The organism is Mesorhizobium sp. M0768 (assembly GCF_040320195.1).
In the GTDB taxonomy this organism is placed as follows: domain Bacteria; phylum Pseudomonadota; class Alphaproteobacteria; order Rhizobiales; family Rhizobiaceae; genus Mesorhizobium.
The window spans coordinates 14,298-41,150 of the sequence record NZ_JAMYPD010000010.1 but is presented as its reverse complement, the minus strand read 5'-3'; the positions used below and the strand labels follow the sequence as shown (position 1 = coordinate 41,150).

At 61.9% G+C, this 26,853-nt stretch carries 25 protein-coding genes; 6 read left to right on the top strand and 19 right to left on the bottom strand.

Going from position 1 to position 26,853, the window contains the following annotated elements; all coding sequences use genetic code 11:
* Window positions 1–31: 31 nt before the first annotated feature.
* From NKI08_RS15360 to NKI08_RS15350, 3 genes are read right to left on the bottom strand one after another with little or no spacing between them, the layout of a single operon-like run.
* Entirely contained in the window at window positions 32–1,039 is a 1,008-nt protein-coding gene (locus NKI08_RS15360) for a succinylglutamate desuccinylase/aspartoacylase family protein (RefSeq protein ID WP_352470934.1), read from the bottom strand.
* A 9-nt stretch (window positions 1,040–1,048) separates the two neighbouring features.
* Window positions 1,049–1,393, bottom strand: a complete 345-nt coding sequence (locus NKI08_RS15355) for a RidA family protein (RefSeq protein ID WP_352470933.1) — start codon at window positions 1,391–1,393, stop codon at window positions 1,049–1,051.
* Window positions 1,394–1,442: 49 nt separating this feature from the next.
* Complete coding sequence (locus tag NKI08_RS15350) at window positions 1,443–2,762, bottom strand: type III PLP-dependent enzyme domain-containing protein (protein ID WP_352503469.1); 1,320 nt, start codon at window positions 2,760–2,762, stop codon at window positions 1,443–1,445.
* Between the two features lie 77 nt (window positions 2,763–2,839).
* Here NKI08_RS15350 and NKI08_RS15345 point away from each other — a divergent pair, with 77 nt between their 5' ends.
* Complete coding sequence (locus NKI08_RS15345) at window positions 2,840–3,781, top strand: amidohydrolase family protein (RefSeq protein ID WP_352770533.1); 942 nt, start codon at window positions 2,840–2,842, stop codon at window positions 3,779–3,781.
* Here the strand turns inward: NKI08_RS15345 and NKI08_RS15340 are convergent.
* From NKI08_RS15340 to NKI08_RS15325, 4 genes are read right to left on the bottom strand one after another with little or no spacing between them, the layout of a single operon-like run.
* On the bottom strand, window positions 3,755–4,726 hold the full coding sequence (locus NKI08_RS15340; RefSeq protein WP_352770530.1) for an ABC transporter permease: 972 nt from the start codon (window positions 4,724–4,726) through the stop codon (window positions 3,755–3,757). The genes NKI08_RS15345 and NKI08_RS15340 overlap by 27 nt on opposite strands.
* On the bottom strand, window positions 4,723–5,688 hold the full coding sequence (locus NKI08_RS15335) for an ABC transporter permease (protein ID WP_352770527.1): 966 nt from the start codon (window positions 5,686–5,688) through the stop codon (window positions 4,723–4,725). Before NKI08_RS15335 ends, NKI08_RS15340 begins: the two co-directional genes overlap by 4 nt.
* Window positions 5,685–7,193: a sugar ABC transporter ATP-binding protein gene (locus NKI08_RS15330; protein WP_352614870.1), complete on the bottom strand. Its 1,509-nt coding sequence runs from the start codon at window positions 7,191–7,193 to the stop codon at window positions 5,685–5,687. Before NKI08_RS15330 ends, NKI08_RS15335 begins: the two co-directional genes overlap by 4 nt.
* 18 nt (window positions 7,194–7,211) lie before the next feature.
* Window positions 7,212–8,264 (bottom strand): ABC transporter substrate-binding protein, encoded by a 1,053-nt coding sequence (locus NKI08_RS15325; RefSeq protein ID WP_352470927.1) that lies wholly within the window; start codon window positions 8,262–8,264, stop codon window positions 7,212–7,214.
* A gap of 239 nt (window positions 8,265–8,503) precedes the next feature.
* On the opposite strand from NKI08_RS15325, the gene NKI08_RS15320 reads away from it, so the two are divergent.
* The gene (locus NKI08_RS15320) at window positions 8,504–9,304 is read left to right on the top strand and encodes an IclR family transcriptional regulator (protein ID WP_352470926.1); all 801 of its coding nucleotides are present in this window, start codon (window positions 8,504–8,506) and stop codon (window positions 9,302–9,304) included.
* A gap of 165 nt (window positions 9,305–9,469) precedes the next feature.
* On the opposite strand, the gene NKI08_RS15315 is transcribed toward NKI08_RS15320, so the two are convergent.
* The 7 genes from NKI08_RS15315 to NKI08_RS15285 form a co-directional block, all read right to left on the bottom strand.
* Window positions 9,470–9,667, bottom strand: a complete 198-nt coding sequence (locus NKI08_RS15315; RefSeq protein WP_502899608.1) for an SDR family oxidoreductase — start codon at window positions 9,665–9,667, stop codon at window positions 9,470–9,472.
* Window positions 9,668–9,706: 39 nt separating this feature from the next.
* Window positions 9,707–10,996, bottom strand: a complete 1,290-nt coding sequence (locus NKI08_RS15310; RefSeq protein WP_352770524.1) for an ABC transporter substrate-binding protein — start codon at window positions 10,994–10,996, stop codon at window positions 9,707–9,709.
* A gap of 28 nt (window positions 10,997–11,024) precedes the next feature.
* Entirely contained in the window at window positions 11,025–11,861 is an 837-nt protein-coding gene (locus NKI08_RS15305) for a carbohydrate ABC transporter permease (RefSeq protein ID WP_352770521.1), read from the bottom strand.
* A complete protein-coding gene (locus tag NKI08_RS15300) occupies window positions 11,851–12,798 on the bottom strand; it encodes a carbohydrate ABC transporter permease (RefSeq protein WP_352770518.1) in 948 nt (315 codons plus the stop codon). Before NKI08_RS15300 ends, NKI08_RS15305 begins: the two co-directional genes overlap by 11 nt.
* Before the next feature lie 24 nt (window positions 12,799–12,822).
* Window positions 12,823–13,686, bottom strand: coding sequence for a TauD/TfdA dioxygenase family protein (locus NKI08_RS15295; RefSeq protein ID WP_352503733.1), 864 nt, complete (start codon window positions 13,684–13,686; stop codon window positions 12,823–12,825).
* 111 nt (window positions 13,687–13,797) lie between these two features.
* Window positions 13,798–14,460 (bottom strand): TetR/AcrR family transcriptional regulator, encoded by a 663-nt coding sequence (locus NKI08_RS15290; RefSeq protein WP_352683792.1) that lies wholly within the window; start codon window positions 14,458–14,460, stop codon window positions 13,798–13,800.
* A gap of 270 nt (window positions 14,461–14,730) precedes the next feature.
* Window positions 14,731–15,213, bottom strand: a complete 483-nt coding sequence (locus tag NKI08_RS15285; protein WP_352540712.1) for an Lrp/AsnC family transcriptional regulator — start codon at window positions 15,211–15,213, stop codon at window positions 14,731–14,733.
* A gap of 87 nt (window positions 15,214–15,300) precedes the next feature.
* Here NKI08_RS15285 and NKI08_RS15280 point away from each other — a divergent pair, with 87 nt between their 5' ends.
* From NKI08_RS15280 to ftsH, 4 genes are all read left to right on the top strand, one after another.
* Entirely contained in the window at window positions 15,301–16,401 is a 1,101-nt protein-coding gene (locus NKI08_RS15280) for a pyridoxal-phosphate dependent enzyme (protein ID WP_352770514.1), read from the top strand.
* Window positions 16,402–16,469: 68 nt separating this feature from the next.
* Complete coding sequence (locus NKI08_RS15275) at window positions 16,470–17,087, top strand: glutathione S-transferase family protein (RefSeq protein ID WP_352470919.1); 618 nt, start codon at window positions 16,470–16,472, stop codon at window positions 17,085–17,087.
* A gap of 514 nt (window positions 17,088–17,601) precedes the next feature.
* Window positions 17,602–17,964: a hypothetical protein gene (locus tag NKI08_RS15270; protein WP_352770511.1), complete on the top strand. Its 363-nt coding sequence runs from the start codon at window positions 17,602–17,604 to the stop codon at window positions 17,962–17,964.
* Window positions 17,965–18,425: 461 nt separating this feature from the next.
* On the top strand, window positions 18,426–20,360 hold the full coding sequence (gene ftsH, locus NKI08_RS15265; RefSeq protein WP_352770509.1) for an ATP-dependent zinc metalloprotease FtsH: 1,935 nt from the start codon (window positions 18,426–18,428) through the stop codon (window positions 20,358–20,360).
* Between the two features lie 91 nt (window positions 20,361–20,451).
* Here ftsH and NKI08_RS15260 read toward each other — a convergent pair whose 3' ends face one another.
* From NKI08_RS15260 to NKI08_RS15240, 5 genes are all read right to left on the bottom strand, one after another.
* The gene (locus NKI08_RS15260; RefSeq protein ID WP_352770506.1) at window positions 20,452–21,309 is read right to left on the bottom strand and encodes a protein-L-isoaspartate O-methyltransferase family protein; all 858 of its coding nucleotides are present in this window, start codon (window positions 21,307–21,309) and stop codon (window positions 20,452–20,454) included.
* 187 nt (window positions 21,310–21,496) lie between these two features.
* The gene (locus tag NKI08_RS15255; RefSeq protein ID WP_352770503.1) at window positions 21,497–23,128 is read right to left on the bottom strand and encodes an ABC transporter ATP-binding protein; all 1,632 of its coding nucleotides are present in this window, start codon (window positions 23,126–23,128) and stop codon (window positions 21,497–21,499) included.
* A complete protein-coding gene (locus tag NKI08_RS15250; RefSeq protein WP_352770500.1) occupies window positions 23,118–24,002 on the bottom strand; it encodes an ABC transporter permease in 885 nt (294 codons plus the stop codon). Before NKI08_RS15250 ends, NKI08_RS15255 begins: the two co-directional genes overlap by 11 nt.
* Entirely contained in the window at window positions 23,999–25,045 is a 1,047-nt protein-coding gene (locus NKI08_RS15245) for an ABC transporter permease (protein WP_352770497.1), read from the bottom strand. The genes NKI08_RS15250 and NKI08_RS15245 overlap by 4 nt, the downstream gene beginning before the upstream one ends.
* A gap of 94 nt (window positions 25,046–25,139) precedes the next feature.
* Window positions 25,140–26,747 carry an ABC transporter substrate-binding protein gene (locus NKI08_RS15240; RefSeq protein WP_352770494.1) on the bottom strand — a complete coding sequence of 536 codons (1,608 nt, stop codon included), beginning with the start codon at window positions 26,745–26,747 and terminating at the stop codon, window positions 25,140–25,142.
* Window positions 26,748–26,853 lie beyond the last annotated feature (106 nt).

Here is a 26,853-nt window from a genome sequence, read left to right as displayed (position 1 = left end):
GATATGGGCGTATGGTCGGGAGGGCTTCTTATCAGTCGACCGGCTCGGCGACCTGCATGAGGCAGTCTCCCGCCTCGCACATCGTGTGCAGCCGGCGCGAAAGCACAATGCCGCTTTCGAGGAAGTGCAGGGCTTGCTCGGCGAGGTCGAGTCGTTCGAGGTCGTGGTACCAGCCCGCCAGTTGGCCTGAAGTCACGCTGTCGCCCAGCCTGACTGCCGGCTCGAACCAACCACGGCTTGTGGCATAAAGGCCCTGACTGTGCCGAGACAACGAAAGAAGCCGCGTCGGCGCCGAAGGTCCGGTTGCCGGTGCAAGAACCGGCGCCTCAACCACTCCCAAGGCGGCCATCAGGGCGTCGAGTGCGCGGGCGGTAATCTCCATCGTATCGACCGTGACAGTGCCACCGCCGCCGAACTCTCCGCTGACGCCGATGGCGCCGGCCCGGCGCGCCGCACCCATGGAGGTCGGTGAGGCCTGGCCGTTGTCGGCCACGAACCCATAGGGCATGCTGAGCGTCCGCATTAGCTCCACACCGCGCCGGTGCCGGTCGGGATCGGTATTGTGCTCGACAAGCGCGGTCGGCAGATGCTCCATCGAGGTGCCGCCAGAATGAATGTCGAAGATGACGTCGTGCCGGGGAAACAGTTCCATCTCCAGGAAATTGGCAAGCCGGCTTGTTGGCGTGCCTGACGGGTCGCCCGGAAAGGCGCGGTTGAGATTGCCGCCGTCGAGTGGCGAGCAGCGCTTTGCGGCGATCACCGCCGGCACGTTCGCCATCGGCAGGATGGTGACGCGACCCTTGATCTGCTTGGGATCGAGCCGGCGCACCAGCTTTGCCAACGACAGCTCGCCTTCATATTCGTCGCCGTGATTGCCGGCCATCAGAAGCACCGACGGGCCTTCGCCGTTGCGGACAAGGCAGATCGGGACCTTGACCTGGAAATAGGGCGAACGGTCGATCGAAAACGGAATGCTGAGATGGCCGAGTGTCTTGCCGTCCCGGTCGAAGTCGAGCGTATGGCTGAGGCCGGTGTGCATGGCGGCGGCTCAGATAGCTGCGATCGCAGTGACCTCTATGCGGAGATCGGGATCGGCGAGACGCGCCTCGACACAGGCGCGCGCCGGCAGGCGCGCAGGATCCACCCAGGCATCGTAGATGCTGTTCATGGCATCGAAGTCGGCGATCTGCGGCAGGAAGATGTTGATCGCCACTAGCCTCGACTTGCTGCTGCCGGCCTCAACAAGGAGCGCCTCGACCTTGGAGAGCACGTCGCTCGTCTGACCCTCGATGCCGGCCTTGCGGTCGTCTGCCACCTGGCCTGCGATGTGCACGAGGCCGCCATAGACGACCGCCTGAGACATGCGGGAGCCGGACTGGAAGTACTTGATCATATCAGATCCTTTCGAGGTTCTCTTTTTTGGAAGTGGCCGCGATATCTGCTCAGCCGAAATAGGTAGGAAAGGCGTGGCGGACATACCCGGCCGCGTCGGCGCCGAAGATCACGCGATAGCGATCGAGGCAGGTGCAGGGGTGCGAGATGCCGAATTCAACGACGTCACCAACGGCAATATCGTCGCCCGACGCAATTGTCAGGAAGGCGTGCTGGTCGTTGAGCTTGAAGACCTCGGCACGCGCTTTCGGCAGCTGCTTGCCGGCACGAAAGATGGTCACGACCTTCGGAAAGCCCTGGTCGAACGACACGTCGCGCATGCCCATACCGCAGATAGCAAGGCCGGGCTCCGGCCGCGACAGTACCTCGGCCCAAAGACGTAAAGCCGGATGGAAGGAGTTTCGTGCGGAAGCACCGACGCCGCCGATCGCAAAACCGTCGCGGGCATCGAGTGCGCCGAGCGACCTGTCGTAGACGCCATGGTCGTGAAAGAAGATGGCGCCGCTGCGCAGCACCAACGTGGCATTGCCGTCCCTGGAGACGAGGGGCGAAAGCGCTGCGACCACCTTGTCGAAGTACACCGAGCCGCCGGCGGTGGCGATCAGCGGGGTGTCGCCGCCGACGCGGGCGCGGAGCCGCAGGAACATATCGGCTGTCATTGCCAACAGCGCGGATATCGCCTCATCGGTACGGCCAGGATCGGCTTGCGCCGCGGCACCTTCGTAGGCTGCGACGCCGGCGATCAGCAGCCGCCCTCCGGCAGCTACAACCGCGTCGGCGATCGCCTCGGCTTCGCCGGTGGTCCGGGCGCCTGCCCTCCCCGCACCAAGTTCGACGAGCACGCGCAATGGCGGCAGCGTCGCATTGGCGCGCCAAGCTTCAGCAAGCGCATTCACGGCGTCGAAAGAGTCGGCAAAAACGTAGAACTCGGCGCTTGGCCAGGCGCCGACAAGGACAGCAAGTCGGTTCGCACCACCTGGTCCGCCGACCTCGTTGGCGATGATCAGCCGAGAGAGCCCGGATCTGAGCATTACTGTGGCCTGCCTTATGTCGGCGACGGTCGTGCCCCATGCTCCGGCCTCGACCAGCGACCGGGCAAGGTCCGGCGCCATCGGGGTCTTGGCATGCGGGGCGATCACGGCGCCCTGTTCTCGCGCATACCCCAAGAACAGGTCACGATTGGCGATGAAGGCCTCCTCGTCGAGGGTCAACACCGGCAACGACATACGTCCATGCGCTGGATGCCAGCGCTCAGATGCGACAAAGCTGCTGTCCAGGCCGAGGGTGCCAGGCGGAACGCCGCGGATACGATCGTCGAGCAGGAAATTTTCACGGGTCGCGAGCGACAGTACGGGTGAGTTTTCGGTCATCCGATGCTAGTCCTTTCGCTTTCGCAGGATGAAGTCCGGATCGATTTCCGATGCCGGCCACACCATGAGAGAGATGCGTGCCAAAGCGTTACTGCGGACCGATCATCGATGCCCACCATCACCTGTGGGATCTCGGCCTCGGCCGCCATCCCTGGCTCGCGCCCACGGCTGGCGAACGCGGCGGTCTGGGCGAGCTTGGCCCCTTGCGGCGAAACTACCTTCCTGAAGATTATTTGCGCGACGCCGGCCAGCACAGTGTCGTCGCCACCGTCCATATTGAAGCCGGTTGGGCCGGGGATGACTGCGTGGGTGAAACGCGGTGGCTTGAAACCCTCGACAAGTCGCGCGGCGTGGCCGCCCGTTACGTCGTTCACGTACCTCTGGCGAACCGCCAAGCGCCGGCGCTGGTCCAGGCGCAGGCGGCATTCGACCGTGTCGTCGGCGTACGCGACATACTGAGCTGGGATCCTGATCCCGCCCGTCGTTTTGCCGCCCGCGACGGCATCATGGACGATCCGGCCTGGCGTGCCGGCCTGTCCCTGCTTGGGCGCCGCCGGCTGGTTTTCGACCTGATGGTGTTTCCGCGCCAGCTCACCGGCGCGGCGCGCCTCGCAGCGGCATTTCCAGACCAGCTCTTTGTTCTCAACCATTGCGGCAGCCCGATCGATCGCGATGCGGACGGAATGCGGGTGTGGCGCGAGGGGCTGCGGCTTTTGTCGGAGCGCGAGAACGTCGCCATCAAGATATCGGATCTGGTCGCCTACGATCATGATTGGACGCTCGACAGCCTAAGGTCGGTTGTCATGCATTGCATCGACTGTTTCGGTACGCGGCGCGCGATGTTCGGCAGCGACTTTCCGGTCGCCGGCCTGCATGCATCGTTCGGTGCGGTGTATGACAGCTTCAAGGCCATTGCAGGAGAGCTTTCCGCGGACGAGCAGACGGCACTGTTCTACGGCAATGCACGGCGCATTTATCGGCTGGACGATATGTCATCGGCGGGCCTGCTCTCTGCCTGAGAGAAGCAGCAGCCCCAGGATCAGCGACCCGAACAGGATACTGCGCCAGCCAGGCGATGCGTTGACCACGGTGATCAGCGCCGTGATCGTAACCAGCAGGATGGCGCCGGGGATGGTGCCGGCATAGGTGCCGAGCCCGCCGAGGATCGAGGTGCCGCCAAGCACCACGGCGGCAATCGAGGCGAGCAGATAAGGATCGCCGATACCGACATAGCCTTGTCCGTTCATGCCGAGGACCAACACACCGGCAAGTCCCGCACAGAAGCCGCTGATGCCGTAGACCGCCAGCGTGGTCGAGGCGACGGGAACCCCGGACAGCGCCGCGGCGAGCGGATTGGCGCCCATCGCGAATATCCGGGCGCCAAAGGATGTCGCATGCATCGTGGTCAGAACGATCACTGAAATGACCACCCACAAAAGCACGCCTGCCGGAATACCGACCGGCCGCGCATTGCCGAGCCAGCGGACCAGCGGGTTCTCGGCGGTCACGGCACTGCCGCCGGCGATGATGATCAGCAGACCTTGCAGGAATGTCGCCATCGCCAGCGTCATGATCATTGGATGAACGCGCAACAGCGCCACGCCCAGCCCGTTCACCAGACCGATTGCGCTCGTCAACGTGAGAACTGCAAGAACGGCGGTGAGCCCTGTCGGATCCGCCTGCCATGAAAGCAGCGGCAGGCTGACAGCGCTAACCGTGACGATCGCCGCGACGGAAAGGTCGATTCCGCCGGCAATCACCACGAAAGTTTGGCCCGCCGCGACCAGGCCGACCACCGCGCCCAATTCAACCAAATAGCGCAAATGCCCATAAGCGCCGAAGCCAGGTGAAGCGAAGCTCGCCGCGATCCATACCGCCGCAACTATAGCGATCGTAAGGAAGGGCCGGCTGCGCAAAATCGTCACGGCGCGCCTGCCGCTCACACTGACTTTCCGTGCTGTCATTGCTGCACCTTGCGGAATTGCGGGATGGCGACCGCCCCGATGATGATGAGGCCCTGGGCGACATATTGGGCGACCGGCGTGAAGCCGAGGAAGAACATGACACTGATCATCAGGCTGAGCAGCAGGCTGCCCGCAAGAGCGCCGCGCATGGTACCTTGGCCGCCAAGGAAACCGATGCCGCCGAGCACTGCGGCGGCTATGGAATTCAGCGTGAACGCCGTGCCGATGACTGGATCGCCCGAACCCGTTTGCGCGGCGATGAACAGGCCGGCGCCTGTGCAAAGCAGGCCGCTAATCGCGTAGGCGGCGATCCGGGCACCGTCGACCGGCACGCTGGAGCGGTAGGCGCCGACGGGATTTTCGCCTGCAGCATAGATGCTCAAACCAAGCGGCGTGGCGAGATAGAGTTTCCACAAAACCACGATGAGTACCAGCAGCACGAATGCCGCCGGCGTGTTGCCGGCAAGCAGGTCCGACAGCCACTCGGGTATGGCGCCCCCCGGCCTCGGCAGGATGAGCAGGGCAGCGCCGCCGATAATGAAGGAGCCAGCGAGCGTCACCACGATCGCCGGAAACCGAAGTTTCACGACGATGAACCCGATCGCGGCACCGATGACGAGACCGGTCAGCGCCACCGCAGCGACACCGCCGGCTACGCCCAGCGGTCCAGTCATCGTCGTCGCAGCGATCACTGCGCCCAGGCTGACCATGGCGCCGATGGCCAGGCTTATGCCGCCGGTGAGCATGAGGATCGCCTGGGCCATGGCGACCAGCGCCAGCGGAAACCAGCTCTGGGTGAATTTGGCGAAACCGGACGCTGTCAAGAGGCCGGGAAACAGGAAACCGTAAGCAATGACGAACGCCAGGACCACAGCGAACAGGCTGCGCACGCCGACATTGCGGCGCAGCTGAACCGGCCAGTAGAGCGCGCCGGCTTGGTTTGAGGATGCGACCGCGCTCATGCCGCAACTTTCTGCTGTTCGGCGCCCATTGCGGCGGAAACGATGGCTTCCTCGCTCAGTGCCTCGCGCTCGAGCATGGCCACGATGCGGCCTTCGCGGACCACGCCGACGCGGTCGCAAAGGTGCACCAGTTCGGGTGTGTCGGAACTGAGCAGCACGATCGCCTTGCCGGCGGCGGCGAGTTTGCGAAGCATCATGTAGATCTCACGCTTGGTCTCGACATCGACGCCGCGCGTCGGGTCGTTGAGGAGAAGCACAAGCGGCTCGTGTGGCATCCATTTCGCCAGCGCGACCTTCTGCTGGTTGCCACCTGAGAGTGCCTGTGCCGGGCGGTCGAGGTCGCCCTTGATGGCAAGCTGGGCGGCGAGACCCCTTGCCATATCGCGCTCGGCACGCCGACTGCGCAGCTTCAGCGCCGGCAGCCTTGCGAAGGCGGGCAGCATCATATTGGTGATGATGGGATGGATCAGGTGCAGGCCTTCGCGCTTGCGGTCAGCCGGGACATAAGCGAGGCCGAGCGCATTGGCGTTCGGCACGCCGCCGGGCAAACCCGAAACACCGTTTACGGTCGCGGATACCGTCCTGGCGGGGATCGCGCCGTAGAGGCCAAGCAGCAGATCTTCCTGCCCCTGCCCGACCAGGCCGCCAATGCCAAGCACCTCGCCCGTCCTGATGTCGAGATCGACGTCGCGCATCAGGCCGGCCGAAAATTTACGAACCGAGATGGCGTCGGCCGGCGATGGCGAAGGCCGCCATCGTGGAAAGAGATCGCCGGGGTCGCGTCCTACCATCAGGCGTACCAGCCCGGCGGCATCGGTTCCTTCCAGCGAGCAGTCCGCCGTGCAGGTCCCGTCCTTGAGCACGGTGACATGCTTGCACAGCGCCATCACCTCGTTCAGTCGGTGTGAGATGTAGAGAATAGCGATGCCCTCGCCCCGAAGCCTCTCCAGCAGGTCGGTGAGGATTTTTGTCTCAGTTGCCGATAGCGATGAGGTGGGTTCGTCGAGAATGAGCACGCGCGGCCGGCGGTAAAGCGCCTTGGCGATCTCCACCATCTGCCGGCGGCCGAGGGACAGGTGCCCCACCGGCGCAGACAGCGGTTCGTAAAGCCCGACAAGATCGCATGCGGCCCTGGCCCGGACGGCAAGCTCGTTGTAGTCGATCAAGCCGAACCGCTTGGGATAGGCACCGAGCCCGATGTTTTCGGCAATGGACAAGCTGGTCGTCAGGCTGAGTTCCTGCTGGACAACGGCGATTCCGGCCTGTCGCGCATTAGCGGGGGTCATGCGCGAGACCGGGCGCCCATCGACCTCGATCGCCCCGCCGTCCGGGCGCAAGGCGCCGGACAAAAGGTTGATCAGTGTCGACTTACCTGCGCCGTTCTCGCCCAGCAGTGCATGCACGCGGCCGGGCTGGAGAGCGATTGAAACGTTGCGCAGAACGGGGTTGCCGAAAAAGGACTTCGACACCCCCTGCGCGGCGAGAAGCGGAGCCGTGGTTGTCAATGCTACAACCCTTCAGGCTTATTTTTGGGCCAGCAGCTTCTTGAATAGATCCTCATCGTACGGCGAATAGATGTAACCGTCAGCCGGGAAATCCTTCGCCCGGGCGAGGTATTCGTCGATGTTGGAATTGTCGATCACCGGCAACGGGATCTTGACGAAAGCCGGCACATCCTCGCCCTCCAGTGCCTGGACGGCGGTGTAGGTGGCGAAGGCGCCGAGCCAGTTCGGCTGCATCGTCGCCCAGCTCTTCAGGCCCTTTTCCTTCCACAGTTCGAGAAACTGGCGCGCATTCTCGCCGGTGATCGGCACCTGGTCGCGGCCCTGCTTGTCGAGCGCGAGCACGGCGCCCGCCGACAACGCGCCGCCCAGCGACAGGATGCCGTCGATTTCGGGGTTGGCGAAAAGCAGGCTGGTGACGGCCTCCTGGGCGGGCGCGACATTGTAGGGCGTGTTCGTCTCGGCAAGCACCTTCACATCGGGATGGGCCTTAAGCTCGGCATCGGCGCCTTTGCGCCGGTCGTCGCTGACCGAAACGCCGGCTGGGCCATTGAGGATGAGGATCTTGCCCTTGCCGCCGATGGCGTCGATCAGGAACTTGGCCGCCTGATCGCCCCACTGTGAGGAATCGGTGTTGACCTTGGCGGTCACCTGGTCGGTATCGACGAGGCTGTCGAAGTTGATGATGGCGATGCCTTTGGCGCAGGCGTCCGCCAGCACGCGCGCCGGCGCGGTCGACGAACCAGCGATCAAGATGATGGCATCGACATCGGAATCGATCATCGACTGGATCTGCTGAATCTGGACGTTGGCGTCGCCCTGGGCATCGGTCACGACGAGTTTGTCGACCAAGCCTTGCTTCTTCAAAGTCTCGACTTCGGCTTCGATCGTGCCCTGTGTCTGCTTCATCCAGGTCGGCACTGAATAGATATTGGCCCAGCCGATCGTATATGGCGCTTTGCGATCGCCCTTGATGCATTTAGCGGCGGCGTTGGCCTGCGAACCGGCGCCGAGGCTGAGGAGGAGGCCGAGGCAAAGGGCACTGGCGGACGCGAAAAACGATGATTTCGTCATGATTGTTCCCTTCTGAAGTTATGCCTGGACGTGCGGGATCGGGACGAGAGAACCCGCCGGTTGCCGCATCGGAAACCGCCCGTTTTTCTCGTCAGGACTTTCTGCGCCTGGCTCGTTATTGTCCGATATTTCAGACAGTAGGCCTGTATATCGGACAAACGGGATGCTAGACTGAGCCTTGACATCTTTCAAGCGTCTTGAGACGAGGGCCGAATGATTTTTGCGCGGGTGCGGCCTACATGAGCGATGGCGTCACTGGTCTAATTGAAACGGAAGCCGGCGCCGAGCCGCGCAATGGCGAACGGCGTCGCGGGATCGACCGAGTCATCATGCTACTGGAGGCCCTTCTGCGGCACCGCGCGCCGATGCGCGTCGGCGACATCGCCAAGATGATCGGCGCGCCGCGTTCAACCACTTATGAAATCGTCAACAGCCTGCTGGAAGCCGAAATGCTCGAAAATGTCGGGACGGAAGGCTATGTCTATTTCGGAAAGGCGATGCATCTGTTCGGCTGGGCCTACTCACATCATAATGCCCATTACCGGCGCATCATCGAAACCCTAGACAGACTAGGCGCGGAGACGGGCGAGACCGTCCAACTGTGCGGCCTGCGCGGGACCAAATATGTCGTCCTTGATTGCCGGGACTCGCCTGGCCCGTTCCGGATTTCAAGCGATGTCGGCGTCGAGGTGCCGATACCGTGGACGGCGTCCGGTAGGCTGCTGCTCGGCCATATGAGCGAGCAGGAAATACGGGACTTCATTCCGCCTGGCGACTACACGCTTCCAGACGGCCGTGTCATTGCGCCAGCCGAGTTCTTCGGCGATGTCGCTCTGGCGCGCCAGCAAGGTTTCAGCGAGACCGCCGCTCTGGCCGACCGCTTCACTTGGTGCATGGCCGCGCCCATCCGCGACGGCAACGGAGCCATCAACAAGACGCTTTGTTTCGTGTTGCCCGTCGACACGCCAGAAGCGCGGCGCAGCGAATTGCTTGCCCTGTTATGCGAGCGCGCCAGTGGGTTGTCGCTCGCGGGAAGCTAGTAGAAAATCGGCGCGCGAAGGTCCGGGGTAGGCTCCGTTCGTTCAGCCGCAGCAGCGAAACCCGAAACTGGTACTCCGGTGAGTATGGCAAAGGCGGCAGCGCGCTCCTGCTACCAGATCATCGGATATTCGATCGGAAAGATCGGCGGTCGGCTTCGGCCTGGTTCAGACCTGCCTACGGAGTGTCGCCGACCATGCCTGAGAACAGCACCGAACCGCGCTGGTCGAGAAGAGAAAGCGAAGGGAAGTCCAGTCCAGTATCGAGAGCCCTCCGTCGGCGATCAGGGTTTGGCCTGTGACGAACGAAGCTTCATCACTCGCGAAGAACGCCACCGCCGCAGCGATTTCGGCCGGCGTTCCCATTCGGTATGTGCGAGGCGATATGAACGTCGGTTCATATGATTACGCTGGCATCAGCGGTTTGACGCGGTCGATAATGGCGGCGACCGCTTCCTTCGGGCTCTTGCGACCGAGGACAGCGAGTTGAACCTCCTCGAGAAACGTCGACTGAGCGCGAGCGGCTTCGGGAAAAGCCGGAAATGCCGGTCGCGCTTTGGCGAGCGCGGCAGCCTCGACCTTCGCCTGCGGCAGCGACCCGGCGAACGACGGCTCGGCATAGGTCGAGGTGCGGACGGGGCCATTGCCGTTGCGCGCCATGTCGAGTGTGGCGGCCTTGCTCGCTACGAAGCGGATGTAGCTCCAGGAGAGCTTCTTGTCCGTCGAATTGGCGGGAATGGCCATCGCCCAGGATTCGACGACCGGATGCATTTCGTGACCGCTGCCGAGGGTTTTGGAGCCGGGGAACTCGATCGCCTTGATCTTTCCCGGTGCGGTCGACTGTTCCTTGTTGTTGAGCTGCGCGTAGCGGGCGAAAGGCAGCACCGCGAAGGCCGCGCGCCCCTGCTGCATCCACGTCACCATGTCGTCGTTGCGCGTTGTGGCATAGCTGCGGGGGAGCGCGCCGGCCTTGAAGAGGTCGGCAAGCGCGGACAGGCCTTTTTCCATCGCCTCCGGATCGGGGACCACCTTGAACTGCTTGTCGATGAAATCGCCGCCGAAGGCGCGGGCGAACATGACCGGGAAGACGGCGAGGTCGCTCGCAAGGATCATGCCGACGACGGGCGTGCCGGACCTGGAGGTGAAGGTCAGCTTCTTCGCCTGCTCGACCAGCTCCTCCAGCGTGTTCGGTGGCGCCGAAATGCCGGCCTCCTGAAGCAGCTCCTCGTTGTAGAAAAGCCCCTGCGTGGCATGGCGCACCGGAACGCCGACGAGCTTGCCGCCGACGGTCATCGAGTGGCGCAGGCCCTCGGCGATATCGTCGAAATCCTCGATCGGCTCGGCTTTCCGGAGATCGTCTAGCGGCTCGAATAGCGAGGCGATCTGCGACGTCATGCGGTTGTCGATGACATAGCCGATGTTGAAATCGGTCTCGCTCAGGCTCGCCTCTCGGAACAGCCGGTCCTGGAGCGGATTGCTGTCAAGCGTGGTCCAGGATATCTGGGCATTGTTCTTGTCCTCCCAGGGCTTGATGACATTGCCGGCGGCGCCGGTCGTCAGGTTGGCTTGGTGGACGCGATGGCAAAGCACATTCAGCGTCTTTACCTGGGCATGGGCCAACCGACCCAAGGCACCCGTCGCGCCGGCGGCCATCGCCGTCGTCAGCAGGGCTCTGCGTGTCATGTGCAAAGGCATTGTCTTCCTCCCTTTCTCGGTGACGTCGTCACCCCTTGGTCGCGCCGGCGGTCAATCCGGCGACGAGAAACCGGTTCATCAGGACCACGAAGACGAGAACCGGCAGCAATTGGACGGTAGAGGCAGCAAAGAGGACGCCCCAGTCGACGCCATCGATCGAACTGATCATCTCCGAAAGGACCAGAGGCGCGGTCTTGGCGTGGTTGGCGGTGAAGATATAGGCGAACAGAAACTCGTTCCACGCGAAGACGACCACGAAGACGGCGACGGCGAGCATGCCGGGCGCTACGAGCGGCAAGATGATCTTCACAAGGATCGTCAGCGGCCGCGCGCCGTCGAGGACGGCCGCCTCGTCGAGTTCGCGCGGTACCTGGTCGATGAACGTGCGCATCAGGAGCGTGCCGAGCGAGACGAAGAAGGTCGCGTAGAGCAGGATCAGCACCAGATGGGTGTCGTTGAGCCCGAGCCGATTGACGACCGGGAACAGTGGCAGCGTTACGACGATCGGCGGGATCAGCCGCGATCCGATCAGAAACATCACCGATCCCTCCAGGAAACGGACGCCTCGATAGCGCGAGTAGGCAAAACCGGCGAGCAGACTTGCCATGACGGCAAGCGCCGTCGCCCCGGTGGTGATGATCAGGCTGTTGACGAGCCCGTCGAAAAAGGCCGGCCAGCGCTGCCACAGCGAGGCGTAGTGCTCGAAGGTCGGTTCGAAGAAGAGCTCCGGTGGAACCGCGAAAATCTCGCGACCGGGTTTGAACGACGAGAGCACGATGAAGCCGATCGGAAACAGTGACCAGACGACGATTGCCGCAACGGCGAGCGTCTTTCCGGCACCGATGGCGAGACGCCTAGAACGCATTGGCCATGGATTCCTTGCGCAGCCGCCAGACATAGCCAGTCGCAAGCAGCAGCGAGATGACGACCATCATCCATGCCGTCGCGGCCGCCGTGCCGAACGAGTTGTAGCGGAAGCCTTCCTGATAAAGATAAACGGAAACGACCTCGGTCGTGCGTGCCGGGCCGCCCTGGGTCAGGAGCCAGACCTCGGAAAAGAGACGGAAGGCGAAGATGTAGCGGAAGAGCAGCGCGATCAGCATCGCTGGCGCCAGAAGCGGCAGCGTGATGTTGCGGAAGAGCTGGAACGCATTGGCTCCGTCGGTGCGCCCAGCCTCATAGAGCTCCTTCGGAACCGCGAGCCGTGCCGCATAGAGGATGATGAATGTGAATGGCAGGTGCAGCCAGATCGTGAGCAGGCCGACGAGGATGAGGCCGTGAGAAGGGATGAACGTCCAGTCGAGCGTCGGCAGACCGGTGTATCGCAGCATCAGCGTGATCGGGCCGACGTCTGGATCGAACAGGAAGCGCCACATTGCGACCGCCGTCACCTCGCTGATGGCGTAGGGAGCGAGCACCACGACGAGCATGACGCGCTGGAGGGGAAGCCCGGAGGCGAAAAGCAGGGCCAGGCCAAGGCCGAGCAGCAGTTCGATATGAACCGCCACGGCGACGACGAGGACCGTGTTCCAGACCGAACCCCAAAAATAGGGATCGGTGAGGACGCGGATATAGTTATCGAAGCCAACGAAGGTTGCCGATTGGCCGAATGACGAGGCTTCGAAACTCAGCCACAGGACGAAGATCGCGGGGAGCACGATGATCCCAAGCACCAGGAGGTGCACGGGCGTCGCATAGAGGTAGGCAGGCGAAAACGCGAAGCGCCGCCTCATGGTCTCGCCAGCCGCTTCCGCCGCCCCTTCCCCCCTATGGCCGACGGACGCCTCGGAACCAAATGCCATTGCTCCTCCCTGAGCGGTTGCGTGTCAGCCGTCCCTGGCGGCAAGTGGAACGGTGCCCTCCACCGTTGTTCTGTACATTACCCGGCGATATCCAGGATAATCGTTGATGGCGGTGTGCAGGACATGGGGATTGTTCCACATACCGAGCGTCTTCGGTTCCCAACGCAGCCTGCAGTTGAACTCGGGCCGGACAGCCCGCGCCATCAGGAAGTCGATCATCGGCTTGCTTTCTTCCTCCGTCATCCCCTTGAAATTGGTCATCACGCTGCTGACGAAGACATAGCGCCGGCCAGTCTCGGGGTGGCGACAGATCACAGGATGCTCGACGACGGCATTCTCGATCGTCTGGACATCGGCCTTGACGCCGAGCCGGCTGTGGGCCGCGTTGATGGCGAAGACCCCGCGGCCGCTATGGACGCCCGTCAGGCCTTGCAGGATCTCGACCAGCCGCGGCGAAAGCGAGTCATATGCCTTCTCGAGGCTGGAGAAGCAGGTGTCGCCGCCAACCGGCGGCACCTCCTCACCGTAGAGAATCGTAATGCCCGGTGGCTTCGGTAGCCAGGCGAGGTCCATGTGCCAGTCCTCGCCGATCACTTTGCCCGTGTCGTCCGGCTCGCGCACGAAGCGCACGATATCGTCAAAACCGTCGATCGGCGTGTGCACCGGATTGCCGCTAAATGGTCCGAACCGGCGGGCGACCTTGTGGACGCCAGCGGCGTCAAGCTCCTGATCGCGCACGGCGAGCGCATGATATTTGTAGAGCGCGCGGCGAACGTCCTGGAAGGCATCCTCGCTCGCGCTCGCCAGATCGATCCCGCGAATTTCTGCACCGAGTGCACCAGTGAAGGGGCTGACCTCGAAACGGGTGAATGCATCATCGCGCAGCACGTGATCCTCCCTAATACGCGCCTCGTCGCCATCATGGGCTGACTTACCTGCAAGTAAGTAATGTGAAAGCCAAAGGCTGTCAACTCACCTTCGCTTTGATCCACCCGATGTCTAGCCTCGATCCGAGCCCTTTCCCGCATCCTGCCAAGCGGCGCGGATGATCGCAGCGAGCGCTGCGAAGGTCCTGGCGACCTCGTCGAAGCTTCCGGTGTCCTGCGTCATCGGTGGACAGGACAGAAGGGTAATGCGCAGCATGTGCACGAGTTCGTTCCTGAGTGTGTGGGAGGAAAGCTCTCCGTCCTTCACCGCCTGGTCCACCGCATGACGCAGGCTCTGATCATAGACCCGGTTGACGCGCTCCAGGGCACGTTCCGCTGGTTCTCCGAGAACCGGGAGGTCGTGGCGAAGGCGCGAAAGCGGGCTCCACATATTGCGGGCTCCCTTCACAGCGTTGAAACGTTCGTAGAAGCGGCGCAGATCCTCGAGCTGCATATCGAGACGGTCGAAGAACCGGATATCGGGGGTCGTCCAGAAGCGCTTGATGCGGGCCTCGGCGTTGGCGGCGAAGTCCGCGATCAATTCCTCCATCAGCTGACGCTTGTTGCCGAAGTGATGATGGATGTTGGCGCGCGTCGTGCCGATTGCCGTCGCTATATCGCCGAAGCTGAAACCATCGTGGCCGCGCAGGACATAGAACTCGGCCGCGACCTCTTTGATTCTGCTGCGGGTAGAGTGCGCCTCATCACCGGGAGATCCTGAAGTGTTGGCTCTCATATCCCTTCCGAAATTCATGCCGCCGTTGGACGATCAGTATACGGGAGCGAGTTGCACCCCCCGTTTCATACATGGATATTCTTCTACGCACGAGTGGAAGTAATTTGCGCCAGGGGCAGACATTCGCGAAGCATCTTGGCGGCAGCGATTAGCTCGGTGCGGCGGGTGAGTAGATACGGGATGCGTGTAGCGAACTTCAATCGGGTTCGCGCCCTTGACTAGAATTCCGGGTCAAGCAGGGCAGTCAGCTTGCCGGGGGCACGCCGCAACTCAGGCAGTGGATAGCGGCCGCGCATCCGCTGCGCCAACCACTTCCCGCATTGTCACGATGGTGCGGAACGCCCTCACGTTCGAATTGGCGTGGAAGACTTCCCGCGCGAAGACATCGTACGCCTCCATCCCCGGCAATTGCAGGAGGAGCACGAAATCGGCTTCACCGGTGACATACCAGGCCTGACGAACCTCCGAGCGCCCGCGGAGCTTGCCGATGAAGGCGTCCAACTCGACAGCGCTCTCCCGTTCCAGCGAAACGAGCACATGGATGGTTAGCGGCAGGCCCACGGCCGCCGGACGAATGACGGCAATATCCGCCGCGATCACGCCATCCTTCCGCAGCCGGCGCAGGCGGCGCAGGACCGCACTCTGGGAAAGCCCGACCTGCTCGGCGAGACGCCGCGCCGGGATCTGGTTGTCGCGCTGAACCAGCGACAGCAGCACATGGTCGAAGCGATCGAGGGCAGCGGTTTTCGTCATTTGGACAGGCATCTATGACGAAATCAGGCAGCTGGGCAACGATAATAGGCGCCAAGCGCCATCGTTTCGGGAATAGAATTTCGCCTCATGACCACAGACACACAGCCGGGCCTTGGCCCTGATCTCATTGCGGCGCTGTTACAGCGCCTGTCGCCGTTTTATGCACCGACACCGCTGCTCGACCTGCCAAGCCTGGCTGCGAGCCTGGATGTGACCCAGGTGCTTGCCAAGAACGAGGGCCACCGTGCCCTGGGCAGCTTCAAGTCCCTCGGCGGCACCTATGCCGGTCTGTGCGCTCTCGCTCGCGCTACCGGGATGGATATCGATGAACTGCTCGATCCAGAGCGGGCCCAGACGCCGCTGCCGGCGCTAATCACGGCCAGCGCCGGCAATCACGGACTTGCCGTCGCCGCGGCGGCGAAGTTTGCCGGCGGGAGGGCAAGGATATACCTCCATACGGGCGTCCCTGCGGGCCGGGTGCGGCGTATCGAGTCCCAAGGCGCCGAAATCGTGTGGGTCGACGGCACCTATGACGATGCCGTCGATCGGGCCTCTGCGGCAGCCCGCGCCGGGGAAGGCATTCTGGTGGCCGATACCTCGAGCGACCCGGATGATCCAGCGGTCGCTGATGTCATCGCTGGCTATGCCGTGATTGCCGCGGAAATCCGTCGCCAAGTCGAGGAGATTGGCCATCTGAGGCCAACCCACCTTTTCGTGCAGGCCGGTGTCGGTGGACTTGCCGCCGCCCTGACGACTGGGCTGAAGGACTGGCTGATGCCTCCGGCCATGATCGTCGTGGTAGAACCAGAGGCCGCAGCCTGCGTCGCGGCCGCGCTGTCGCAAGCACGCTCAGTTCGGATATCCGGCGATCTCAAGACGTCGGCAGACATGCTCGCCTGTGGCGAAGCAGCGGCATCGGCGCTCGACGTACTGCGCCAAGGCAACGCTCGGGTCATAACCGTGTCCGAAGCGGCGCTTGCCGACGCGAAGAGCCGGCTTCGTGAGGCAAACGGTCCAGACACAACCCCGTCGGGTGCCGCAGGCCTCGCCGGCCTCGCCACCGCCGTCGCGGCTTACGGCCTGTCGCAGGAGCTTGCGCTCGACGAATCGAGCCGGGCGCTGATCATCGTGACCGAGGCCGAACTGGAGAAGGACACAGGACGATGGCACCGGACCCGGGATCATTGAACGGAAGAGCGGCTGGGCCACGTACTGCTCGATATGTCCGCATTCCAGACCCAACGCAGAATGGGTCCATGAAACTCATCTACCAGACCCACTCTCCCTACGCGCGTAAGGTTCTGGTCTTTGCCCACGAGACTGGGCTTGCCGGACGTCTGCGCGTCATTCATCAGGAGACGAGCCCCATCAATCGCAACGATGATGTGTTTGCGATCAATCCGCTTGGCAAGGTGCCCGTTCTCGTTGTCGACGACGGCTATGCTCTCTTCGATTCGGGCGTAATCTGCGACTATCTCGACAACCTTGAAAGCAGTCGTCGGCTCATCCCCGAAACAGGGCGGGCCAAATGGTCCGCCCTGCGCCTCCAGGCGCTTGCCGGCGGCATGTGCGACGCAGGCATTTCCATCCGCTGGGAAAACGAGCGCCGCCCTGAACATCTGCGTTATCCCGCCTTGGGTGCAGGCATGACGATGAAGCTTATCGAATCCTATGACTTCGTGGAAAGCGAGGTCGAATTCGACGCGCCGCTCCATGTCGGCCACATCGCGCTCGCCACTTGTCTAAGCTGGCTGGAATTCCGCGGACTGCCCGACTTCCTGCAGGGAAGGCCACGACTGGCACAATGGTATAGCTCCTTCGTGGAACGCCCTTCAATGCGTGCCACGCCCTACGGCGGCGACACGCGAGATTGATATCGATCGCCAGGCTTTCGAGTTCCAGCATGTGTCCCTCATCAGCCAGGCATTCTCGCGGCCATTTGCTGGTCGGCCTCGATAATAGAGCGCGAAACCGGTAATCTTGCCCGGGCTCGCGACCACGGCCGGCAGCTTCTGACGCAGGATTGCGCCGAAGTCGTTCGGGATTTCCTGTGCTGAAACCGGAGCAAAGCCGCCAGCCGAGAGCATCAAAATTCCTGCGACCAAGCCAATGCACAGTCGCTTCCTGGAAATGTAAGAAATGATTGGTTCTCCTGCCCGACCGCCCTGGCGCTGCCGCGCGACTTGTCCCAGGCGCAAGAACTGACATTCACGCCGATTGTTTCACCGGTTCGAAAAAATGTTGATGGCGGGCGGAACTGCGAGGATGTGGCGTTGCGGAGCCATTGAAATTTGGTCGAAACTCTCCAAAATTTTCAGCTGGTGGAAATCGCGAGAGCCACCACAGACGACGTCAACAGAGGAGACTATTCAAAGCGGAGGACTATCGATGGAAGGAGCCATTTCGACGAGTTTTCCCCCAATCGGGCCAGAGGGCCCTGATGTTTTTCTTGACCGGTTGCTCCATCCGGCACGGCATTTCGAGCGACCTGAGAACGTGCTGACCGACGTGACGCTGGACTTCCAGGAGAAGCGTGCAATCCTTTCGTCATGGGCATCGGATGCCTGTGCAGTGGAATCGGTGCCGGCGCTGCGCATGCCGCCGGGAGCAACCGAACCAGTCAGCTTCGATGCCATCATGGACGCGTTGCGCCAATTGGATCAATTGGAGAAGCTTCCCGGCGCCGGTCGCGGTCGTGAAATCGAAGGTATCGCGGTCACCGGTTTTACAGCATCCGTCGATCGACTTTGAGTTGAACGCGGCCATTCTCTGCATCCGAGGCATCCGCCCGCCGGCGAGGAACTCGCCGGCGGGCGAGGACTGGCGCGTTCTCTCCGCGTCCATTCATGTAGGGTTCCATAGGTCCGGCTCTCGCCTGAGTGTTGGATCCTTGCGATGCGGAAAAGCGGCCGCATGCCGGCGCAGATGTTGTCTGGAACTGCCTGGCGTTGCTGCAGAGCAGCAACCGCCACCGGTCGCAGGCGCTTGCCTGCGAGTGCAATGCGGCCGTCAGCCGTCATTTCAACGACGTTTTGAAGGGGCTATCCGGCGGAGGAAAACGGCATGCCGGGCATGCCGCGCAGGAAAGGACAATGCAGACCCACTATCGTCGCCGGCCGGTCTGGGGCCTCCCACTTTTTTGCGCCGTACCTGGCCTGCACCGATGCCGCGCGGGCTTGGCGACCTATATCCGGTTCCCTGTGGAGGCCGCCATGGACATGAGCAACAGAAAGACGCGGTTCAATATCTGGTACTGGGTCGCGGCGTTCGTGGGCGTGATGGTCGTCCAGTATATCTATGCCACGACGCAGCACGTCGCCGAGATACCGTACAGCCAGTTCGAGACCTTGCTGAACGCCGGCAAAATCGCCGAGGTGCAGGTTTCGGACCGCTTCATCCAGGGCCGCTTCAAGGAGCCGCAAGACGGCAGGCCGCTATTCATCACCACACGCGTCGAGCCGAACCTCGCCCGTGACCTGCAGGAGCACGGTGTCACTGTGACCGGCCAGGTCGAAAGCACCTTCCTGAGCGACCTGCTTTCCTGGGTTGTGCCGGTGCTCGTCTTCTTTGGCCTGTGGATGCTGCTTCTAAGACGCATGGACGGCGGCGTCGGAGGTTTGATGCAAATTGGCAGGAGCAAGGCCAGGGTCTATGTCGAAGCCAATACCGGCGTGACGTTCGACGATGTGGCGGGGGTCGATGAAGCCAAGGCCGAGCTGCAGGAGATTGTGGATTTTCTCAAGAACCCGGGCGAATACGGCCGCCTCGGAGGCCGCATGCCCAAAGGCGTGCTGCTGGTCGGACCGCCGGGCACGGGCAAGACTCTGCTCGCCAAGGCCGTCGCCGGCGAAGCCAAGGTCCCGTTCTTCTCGATCTCCGGTTCGGAGTTCGTCGAGATGTTCGTGGGGGTCGGGGCCGCGCGCGTGCGCGATCTTTTCGAGCAGGCGCGGTCCAAGGCTCCCGCAATCATATTCATCGACGAGCTCGACGCTCTTGGCCGCGCCCGCGGGACCATGGTCGGCGGCCACGACGAAAAGGAGCAGACGCTCAACCAGCTTCTGGTCGAACTCGACGGTTTCGATCCACAGATCGGCGTCGTGCTGCTGGCCGCGACGAACCGTCCTGAGATCCTTGATCCGGCACTTCTGCGCGCCGGCCGTTTCGACCGCCAGGTATTGGTCGACCGGCCCGACAAGCAGGGTCGCATCAAGATCCTGCAGGTTCACATGAGCAAGGCCAAGCTGGCGACGGATGTCGACGCGGAAAAAGTGGCGGCGCTGACGCCCGGTTTCACCGGTGCTGACCTGGCCAATCTCGTGAACGAGGCGACGTTGCTCGCCACGCGCCGCAAGGCGGATGCGGTAATGATGGGAGATTTCAACAATGCGGTCGAGCGCATCGTCGCGGGACTGGAGAAACGCAACCGGCTCCTGAACCCGAAGGAGCGCGAGATCGTCGCCTACCATGAAATGGGTCATGCGCTGGTAGCCATGGCCCTGCCTGGCGTCGACCCGGTGCACAAGGTGTCGATCATACCACGCGGCGTCGGCGCGCTCGGCTACACTATCCAGCGTCCGACCGAGGATCGCTTCCTGATGACACGCGAGGAGCTGGACAACAAAATGGCAGTGCTGCTCGGCGGCAGGGCGGCCGAATGGATCGTATTCGGCCATCTGTCCACCGGAGCCGCCGATGATCTCGCCAAGGTAACCGACATAGCGCGCGCCATGGTGACGCGTTACGGCATGTCGGCAAAACTCGGGCACGTGGCGCTGGAAAAGGACCCACGCTCCTTCCTGAGCCCCAACCCGCTCGCCGGCGGACCGCGCGAGCACGATTACGGCGAAGCCGCCGCCGATGCCATCGACGCGGAGGTGCGCGACATTGTGGAGGCCGCGTTCGAACGAACCGTCAGCCTGCTCACCGAGCGGCGCGACGTGCTGGAAAGGGCGGCACGCAGGCTGCTCGAGACCGAGACGCTCGATGAGACTGAACTTGCGGCGCTGGTCGGAGACGTCTCGACGGCGGATCATGCTGCGCAGTATAGTTCCAGTCCGTCTTCGCATAAGAAGAAGGCTGTGCTGCAGCCGGCCAGGACCGCGGCTGCAATCCCCACGCGCGGATCGGGGAAATTTCGGACGCAATAATGATGTTTCGGACTGCTCCCGCCGGCATAGATCGCTCGTGGAAAGCCGTGCCGCACGCTACGACGGTGACACGCAAGATCGACATTGATCTCTAGGCTTTCGAAATCCAGTATGTGTCGGTCACCAACCAAGCGTTCTCGATGCCATTTTTCGGTCGCCCTCGGTGATATTGCGCGAGACGGGTGACCTTGCCTCGCGCAGCCTTGAGGGCGACCATCAAGGCCTTTTCTTCGTCAGTGCGCCTGGCTCCGCTGCAGGGGTAAAATCCGCATGGCACAAGTGATCGTACGGGAAACGTATCGCCAGCCCTTTCCAGAAGCATCATGAAACCTCGTCGGTCTTCACCCGTGAACGGCAATGCCATCCGGCCAGCGTCGGACAAATTTGAAAGCCACCGTTCCGGCACGTGCGTCACTCCGGCAAAGGCGATCACGACATCGAGGTCTGGCAGATCAATTGCCTGCGTTGCATCACCGCACGTCACTTCGACATGCGCATATTGAGCAAGATTGCCTTGCGCGCGACGAGCTAGTTCTTCGTCGATCTCATATGCAATCACGCGTCCTTCAGAACCCGTCAGTTCAGCGAGGATGGCGGTGAAATAGCCGACACCGGCGCCCACCTGAAGGACGGTCTGGCCGGGAGTGATGTTCAGATGGTCGAAAACCAATGCCCAAAGCGACGGCAAGCCGCTGTTCAGTCCGCGTTTTTCGTCAAGCAAGACCAGAACGTCGTGGTAGATCTCATGAAGTGCGGCTGAAGGGCTGGTATGGACCGCCCCGATTTGCAGTCTCGAATGGATACGCCATGGCCCGTCGCCAAGGTAGTGTTCGCGCGGAACCCTTGCAAAGGCCTCGATGACCGCAGGATTGTGCAAGACAGGTGATGCGACACGCAGGTCTTCGGCAAACCACCGGCGCGCTACCCTAGCATCGATTTCTGTTGGCATAGAGTATCGGCTCCCGGATTGCGCGTACTCCATCATGCTCTCAGAAAACCGAGTGACGGCAAAGGGCGCCTATCCTCGTATGGACGGGGCGACGCGCGCTGTCCGTTTGCGACCGAGCGCGGTCTCGCCGAGCGCCTTCCGCGAGACCGTAAACCGTGGCGATATGGAAGAACACTCTGCCCGACGATCACATCGTCCGGCTGGCGAGCAGCCTTGTGAGCCAATCCGGATCCATTTCCGGCACGGAGGACAGAAGCCGTTCGGTATAGGGGGCATGCGGCGGCGTGAGAATTTCGCTCTTTAATCCCTGCTCAACGACTTTACCCTGGTGCATGACCACAATTTCGTCGGCGATCGCCCGCACGGTGGCAATGTCATGGGTGATGAAAATGTAGGTCATGCCGAGCTCGCGCTGAAGCCGGATCAAGAGCTTCAGGATTTCCTCTTGCACAATCTGGTCGAGCGCGGACGTGATTTCGTCGCAGATTATCAGCTCCGGATCGGCGGCCAACGCCCGGGCGATGCAAACGCGCTGCTTCTGGCCTCCCGACAGTTCGGCCGGCAGACGATCCAGGTAAGTTTCGCTCATCTCGACCATGTGCATGAGTTCGCCGATCCGCCGATCCCGTTGTGCACCCTTGAGGCCAAGGTAGAATTCAAGCGGACGAGCTATAACTTCTTCGACTGTCTGGCGCGGATTTAGGGCGTTGTCGGGCATTTGATAAATCATCTGTATGCGTCGCAGGATCTCTTTTGGGCGCAACTTCACGGTCTTGGAAAGGGCCTGGCCGGCAAAGGAAATCGACCCCGAAAGCGGGGGCAGCAGGCCGGTAACGACGCGAGCGAGCGTCGATTTGCCGGAACCGGACTCGCCGACCACAGCCACTGTTCTTCCGCGTGGAACTTTGATCGAGACATCCTGGAGCACCTTAACCGCCCGGCCGTAGGCCGCGGTGACGTTGTCTATCGTAAGCAAATATTCATCGGCCGGAACTTCGGGCTTGGCGAGCTTGCGCACGGCCCAGAGCGTCTTGGTATATTCCTGGGTGGGCGAGGCGAGCATCTGGCGCGTTTCTGCCTCCTCCACGGTTAGTCCATGGCGCAAAACCATGATGCGGTCCGCCATTTGCGCCACCACCGCCAGATCATGCGTCACATAGATTGCAGCGGTGTTGAACTCCTCCACGATGTTGCGAATGGAGGCGAGAACTTCGACCTGCGTTGTCACATCGAGCGCCGTCGTTGGCTCGTCGAAGACGATGAGGTCCGGACGGCAAGCCATCGCCATCGCGGTCATCGCCCGTTGCAATTGTCCGCCGGAAACCTGGTGAGGATAGCGAAAGCCAATGGTCTCCGGATCTGGAAGCTGAAGACGCCGATAAAGATCGACCGCACTCCGGTTCGCTTTCTCTCGGCTGGCAATCCCATGCGCCACCACGGTTTCGACAGTCTGATCGAGGAGTCGGTGGGCCGGATTGAAAGAGGCCGCCGCGCTTTGCGCGACATAGGCGATACGGGAGCCTCTGAGGCGACGCCGCCCTATTTCGCTTAGTGCCAGAAGATTGATCCCGTCGAACAGGATCGAGCCCTGTGTAATACGGCAGCCCGGCTTGGCGTAACCCATCGCCGCGAGGCCAATGGTGGATTTGCCGGCGCCTGACTCGCCGATCAGGCCAAGAACGTCCCCCCGCTTCAGCGCCAGATCGACCCCGCGGACAATGGGATACCACCGCTCGTCCGAGAAACCCTCCACATGCAGATTGCGGATCTGAAGCAGATCCTTGCCTTTTTCGCGCAATCCGGGAGCGCTATTTTTCATCCCGCAACCCGCTCGTTGCATGCAGGAACCAGTCCACGACGAAATTCACAGAGACCGTGAGGAGGGCAATCGCGCCGGCCGGCAGCAGCGGCGTGACATCGCCGTAGGTGATCAGGGTCGCATTCTCGCGCACCATCGATCCCCAATCGGCGGTCGGTGGCTGAATACCGACCCCCAGGAAGGACAGTGCCGCGATCGTGAGGAATACGAAGCAAAATCGCAAGCCGAACTCCGCGACCAGCGGCGGCATCACGTTGGGAAGGATTTCCTTGGCGATGATCCATTTCGGGCCTTCGCCGCGCAATCGCGCCACTTCGACATAGTCCATTACCGCCACGTTAAGCCCGACGGCGCGTGCGAGCCGAAAGACACGGGTAGAATCGAGCAGCGCAATGATGACTATCAGGCTTGTGATCGACGAGCCGAAGATCGAAAGCAGCACCAGGGCGAAGATAAGGCTTGGGATCGACATCAAGACGTCCACCGCACGCGACAGTATCTGGTCGAGCCATCCTCTATACAACGCGGCAAGAAGGCCTAGCGAGACGCCGACTGCGAAGGACAGCAATGTAGTCGCGACGGCTATACCGATGGTGTTGCGCGCACCGTAAATCAAGCGTGTGAGCATGTCGCGGCCGAGCTGGTCGGTTCCCAGTTTGAACTGCTGGCTCCACGGTGCGAAGGCCTCGCTGAAGACCTGTGTTTCGCCGTATGGGGCGATCCAGTGCGCGAAGACCGCAACGACGACATAGCCAATGATCACGAGGATGCCGAACCAGGCACTGAAGGGTGCCTTCTTCAGCGCCGTTTTGGCCCGGGTGGCGCGCGAGCGCCTCAGCCTGTGAACCTGCGCGATGGGTTCGTAGCTGGTCATCGTGGATGCAAGAGCCTGGGATTGGTGGCGATGGAAATGATGTCGGCGGTCAGATTAAGGAGGATATAGGTCGCCGCGAAAATCAAGGCGCAAGCCTGGACAACCGGAACATCCCTTGATTTGACCGCGTCGACCATCAGCTGACCGATGCCGGGATAGACGAACACCACTTCGACGACGACCACCCCGACCACGAGATAAGCAAGATTGAAGGCCACCACCGTGACGATCGGAGCCCATGCGTTGGGCAAGGCATGCCTGAGTACGATGGCCATCGGCGAGACTCCTTTGAGACGCGCCATGTCGATATAGGGGCTTGCAAGCATGTTGATGATCGCCGCTCGTGTCATGCGCATCATGTGTGCGACGATGACGAGCGTAAGCGTGGTCGCCGGCAAGGCTACTCTCCAGACCTGATCCCAGAACGGCGTCTGGTCGTTTACGTTCGACAATGTCGGGAACTTGGGAACTGCGTTAAGTATCCAGTTCACTGACACTGCAAGCCAATGCGGCAGGGATTGTGCGAACTCGGAGCCGATGAATGTGTCGCGCGAGATGACCAGGTAGGCAAGCATATAGGCGACGAAGAACTCCGGGAACGAAATGGTTGTCAGCGTCACTGCGTTCACCAGCCGGTCGAACCAGCCATTGCGGTAGAGCGCAGCGAGGATGCCCAGTCCCAGGGCGAGCGGAACTGCGATCAGCGCGGTCATCGATGCGAGGAACATCGTATTGTAAAGGCGCGGCGCGATGATCTCGGCGACGGTGCGCCGATATCCGGTGCGGCTTGCGAACGAAGAGCCGAAATCTCCATGGAGCATCTGCCCGACCCAGACGAAATAACGCTCGACAGGCGGACGGTCGATGCCAATTTCTCGCTGGAAGGCGGCGACCGTTTCGGGTGTCGCGGATTGTCCGAGCATCGCCTTGGCGAAGTCGCCCGGCAGCATTGCAATCGCAGAGAAGATAATGATGGAGACGATGAACAGCGTGACCAGGCCGAGGCCAAGGCGCTGCAGAACCGTTCTTGCGACCGGGTTCATTTGCTCGCGTTTCCCGTTGCCCTCGCTGCCCTGCCGGCAGGGCACGCGGCTGCAAGCCGAAGCCCAGTAGCCATCGCGGGTCCGGCCCGCTCTCTCACGCAGTGGCGATCCACCAGCGTTCGGCCATCTTCAGTCCGTCGTTCTCCCAGTTCGGCGCCACTTCGCCATGTGCGAGCTTATTGGATTTGGCGCTGACGAAGTTGTTGAAGACCAGCACGATGCTGCCGCCATCATCATGCGTCAGTTGCTGCATCTCGGCATACATTGCCGCCCGCTTGGCCTCATCCGTCTCGGCGCGCGCCTGGACAAGCAACTCGTTGAAGCGGGGATTTTTCCAGAACGACTCGTTCCAGCTGGAATCGGCGGCGAAGGCTTGCGTGAACATCCAGTCGGCCGTCGCGCGACCGCTCCAATAGGAAGCGCACCAAGGTTTCTTGAGCCAGACATTGTCCCAATAGGCGTCCTCGGCCTCGCGCACGACGTTTACGTCGATACCGCACTGGGCTGCCGTCTCGCGGATCAGCGCAGCCGCGTCCACCGCGCCTGCAAAAGCGGCATCGGCGACCGAGAGGTCCACCTTCAGTTTCTCCATTCCAGCCTTTTTCAGATAATGCTTGGCTTTCTCCGGATCGAAACTGTGCTGCGGCTGCGGATTGGTGGCGAATTTAATCGCCGGCGCGATCGGGTTGTCATTGGCCACAGTGGCGTGACCGAGAAAGATCTTGTCGACGATCTCCTGACGGTTGATCGCCCACTTTAAGGCCATCCGGACATCCGCATTGTCGAACGGCGCCATCGTGACATTCATCGGCAAGGTGTAATGGCCATAGCCGGTGACCTCGACGATCTCCACCTTGGGGTTGCGTTTCAACATGCCGAGGGTCTTGAGGTCGGCGCGGCCGATATAGTCTACCTCCCCTGTCGATAGCGCGGCCATGCGAGCGGCGAGATCGGTGATGGCGATGAACTCCACCTCGTCGAGATAGGGTTTGCCGTTCTTGAAGTAGTTCGGATTGCGCTTGAGTTTGGCCGAAACGCCGGGCTGGAAATTCTCAAGCACGAAAGCGCCGGTGCGAACGCCCGATCCCCAATCCGCCTTGCCGTCCTTGGCCGGCATGATGACCAGATGGTAGTCACTCATGATGTAGGGGAAGTCGGCGTTGCCGCTTTTCAGCGTGAAGACAACCGTTTCGGGGCCATCCGCCTTAATGCTGGCGACGGGCTCAAGCAGCGGCTTCGCCGCCGACTTAGTTTCGTCGCCCATATGATAGCGAAGCGAAGTCACGACATCGTCCGCCGTCACATTCTTGCCGTTGTGGAAGGTTGCGCCCTTGCGAAGCTTGAAGACCCAGGTTTTGGCGCCATCGGACGATTCAAAGCTCTCGGCAAGGTCCGGTTGGACGTTGCCTTTGGCGTCGACCTCGGTGAGGCTGTTGGACATCGAGCCCGAGAACGCTGTCTGTGTGAAGGTGTCCGGGTAGCCGGCCGGATCGATCGAATCCGTCGTCGCGCCATGTGCCATTCCGAGCTTGGCGAAGCCGCCCTGCAGCGGTTCGGCGCGGGCCGTGCTGACGAAGAGCTTATCCGCAGCGGTAAGCGTCAGCCCAGCGGCCAGCCCAAGATGAATGAAGTCGCGACGGGAAATCTTGCCGCGACCGATCAGGCTTTGAGCGATACCAAGCTTGTATCCAGATTCTGACATTTGACTCTCCCATTGCGGATTTTCCGCGTTATTGTTCGTGCCGCACCCTGTGAAGAAATCTGCCCGTTAGCCGCGATCACCCTTTCTGCTACTTTTCGAATCCGTA

What these genes read in the sequence shown, in the direction of transcription:
- NKI08_RS15360 (WP_352470934.1), bottom strand. Translation starts at nt 1,039, where the DNA reads ATGCACACCGGCCTCAGCCATACGCTCGACTTCGACCGGGACGGCAAG.
- NKI08_RS15355 (WP_352470933.1), bottom strand. Translation starts at nt 1,393, where the DNA reads ATGATCAAGTACTTCCAGTCCGGCTCCCGCATGTCTCAGGCGGTCGTC.
- NKI08_RS15350 (WP_352503469.1), bottom strand. Translation starts at nt 2,762, where the DNA reads ATGACCGAAAACTCACCCGTACTGTCGCTCGCGACCCGTGAAAATTTC.
- NKI08_RS15340 (WP_352770530.1), bottom strand. Translation starts at nt 4,726, where the DNA reads ATGACAGCACGGAAAGTCAGTGTGAGCGGCAGGCGCGCCGTGACGATT.
- NKI08_RS15335 (WP_352770527.1), bottom strand. Translation starts at nt 5,688, where the DNA reads ATGAGCGCGGTCGCATCCTCAAACCAAGCCGGCGCGCTCTACTGGCCG.
- NKI08_RS15325 (WP_352470927.1), bottom strand. Translation starts at nt 8,264, where the DNA reads ATGACGAAATCATCGTTTTTCGCGTCCGCCAGTGCCCTTTGCCTCGGC.
- NKI08_RS15320 (WP_352470926.1), top strand. Translation starts at nt 8,504, where the DNA reads ATGAGCGATGGCGTCACTGGTCTAATTGAAACGGAAGCCGGCGCCGAG.
- NKI08_RS15315 (WP_502899608.1), bottom strand. Translation starts at nt 9,667, where the DNA reads ATGGGAACGCCGGCCGAAATCGCTGCGGCGGTGGCGTTCTTCGCGAGT.
- NKI08_RS15310 (WP_352770524.1), bottom strand. Translation starts at nt 10,996, where the DNA reads ATGCCTTTGCACATGACACGCAGAGCCCTGCTGACGACGGCGATGGCC.
- NKI08_RS15305 (WP_352770521.1), bottom strand. Translation starts at nt 11,861, where the DNA reads ATGCGTTCTAGGCGTCTCGCCATCGGTGCCGGAAAGACGCTCGCCGTT.
- NKI08_RS15300 (WP_352770518.1), bottom strand. Translation starts at nt 12,798, where the DNA reads ATGGCATTTGGTTCCGAGGCGTCCGTCGGCCATAGGGGGGAAGGGGCG.
- NKI08_RS15290 (WP_352683792.1), bottom strand. Translation starts at nt 14,460, where the DNA reads ATGAGAGCCAACACTTCAGGATCTCCCGGTGATGAGGCGCACTCTACC.
- NKI08_RS15285 (WP_352540712.1), bottom strand. Translation starts at nt 15,213, where the DNA reads ATGACGAAAACCGCTGCCCTCGATCGCTTCGACCATGTGCTGCTGTCG.
- NKI08_RS15280 (WP_352770514.1), top strand. Translation starts at nt 15,301, where the DNA reads ATGACCACAGACACACAGCCGGGCCTTGGCCCTGATCTCATTGCGGCG.
- NKI08_RS15275 (WP_352470919.1), top strand. Translation starts at nt 16,470, where the DNA reads ATGAAACTCATCTACCAGACCCACTCTCCCTACGCGCGTAAGGTTCTG.
- NKI08_RS15270 (WP_352770511.1), top strand. Translation starts at nt 17,602, where the DNA reads ATGGAAGGAGCCATTTCGACGAGTTTTCCCCCAATCGGGCCAGAGGGC.
- ftsH (WP_352770509.1), top strand. Translation starts at nt 18,426, where the DNA reads ATGGACATGAGCAACAGAAAGACGCGGTTCAATATCTGGTACTGGGTC.
- NKI08_RS15260 (WP_352770506.1), bottom strand. Translation starts at nt 21,309, where the DNA reads ATGCCAACAGAAATCGATGCTAGGGTAGCGCGCCGGTGGTTTGCCGAA.
- NKI08_RS15255 (WP_352770503.1), bottom strand. Translation starts at nt 23,128, where the DNA reads ATGAAAAATAGCGCTCCCGGATTGCGCGAAAAAGGCAAGGATCTGCTT.
- NKI08_RS15250 (WP_352770500.1), bottom strand. Translation starts at nt 24,002, where the DNA reads ATGACCAGCTACGAACCCATCGCGCAGGTTCACAGGCTGAGGCGCTCG.
- NKI08_RS15245 (WP_352770497.1), bottom strand. Translation starts at nt 25,045, where the DNA reads ATGAACCCGGTCGCAAGAACGGTTCTGCAGCGCCTTGGCCTCGGCCTG.
- NKI08_RS15240 (WP_352770494.1), bottom strand. Translation starts at nt 26,747, where the DNA reads ATGTCAGAATCTGGATACAAGCTTGGTATCGCTCAAAGCCTGATCGGT.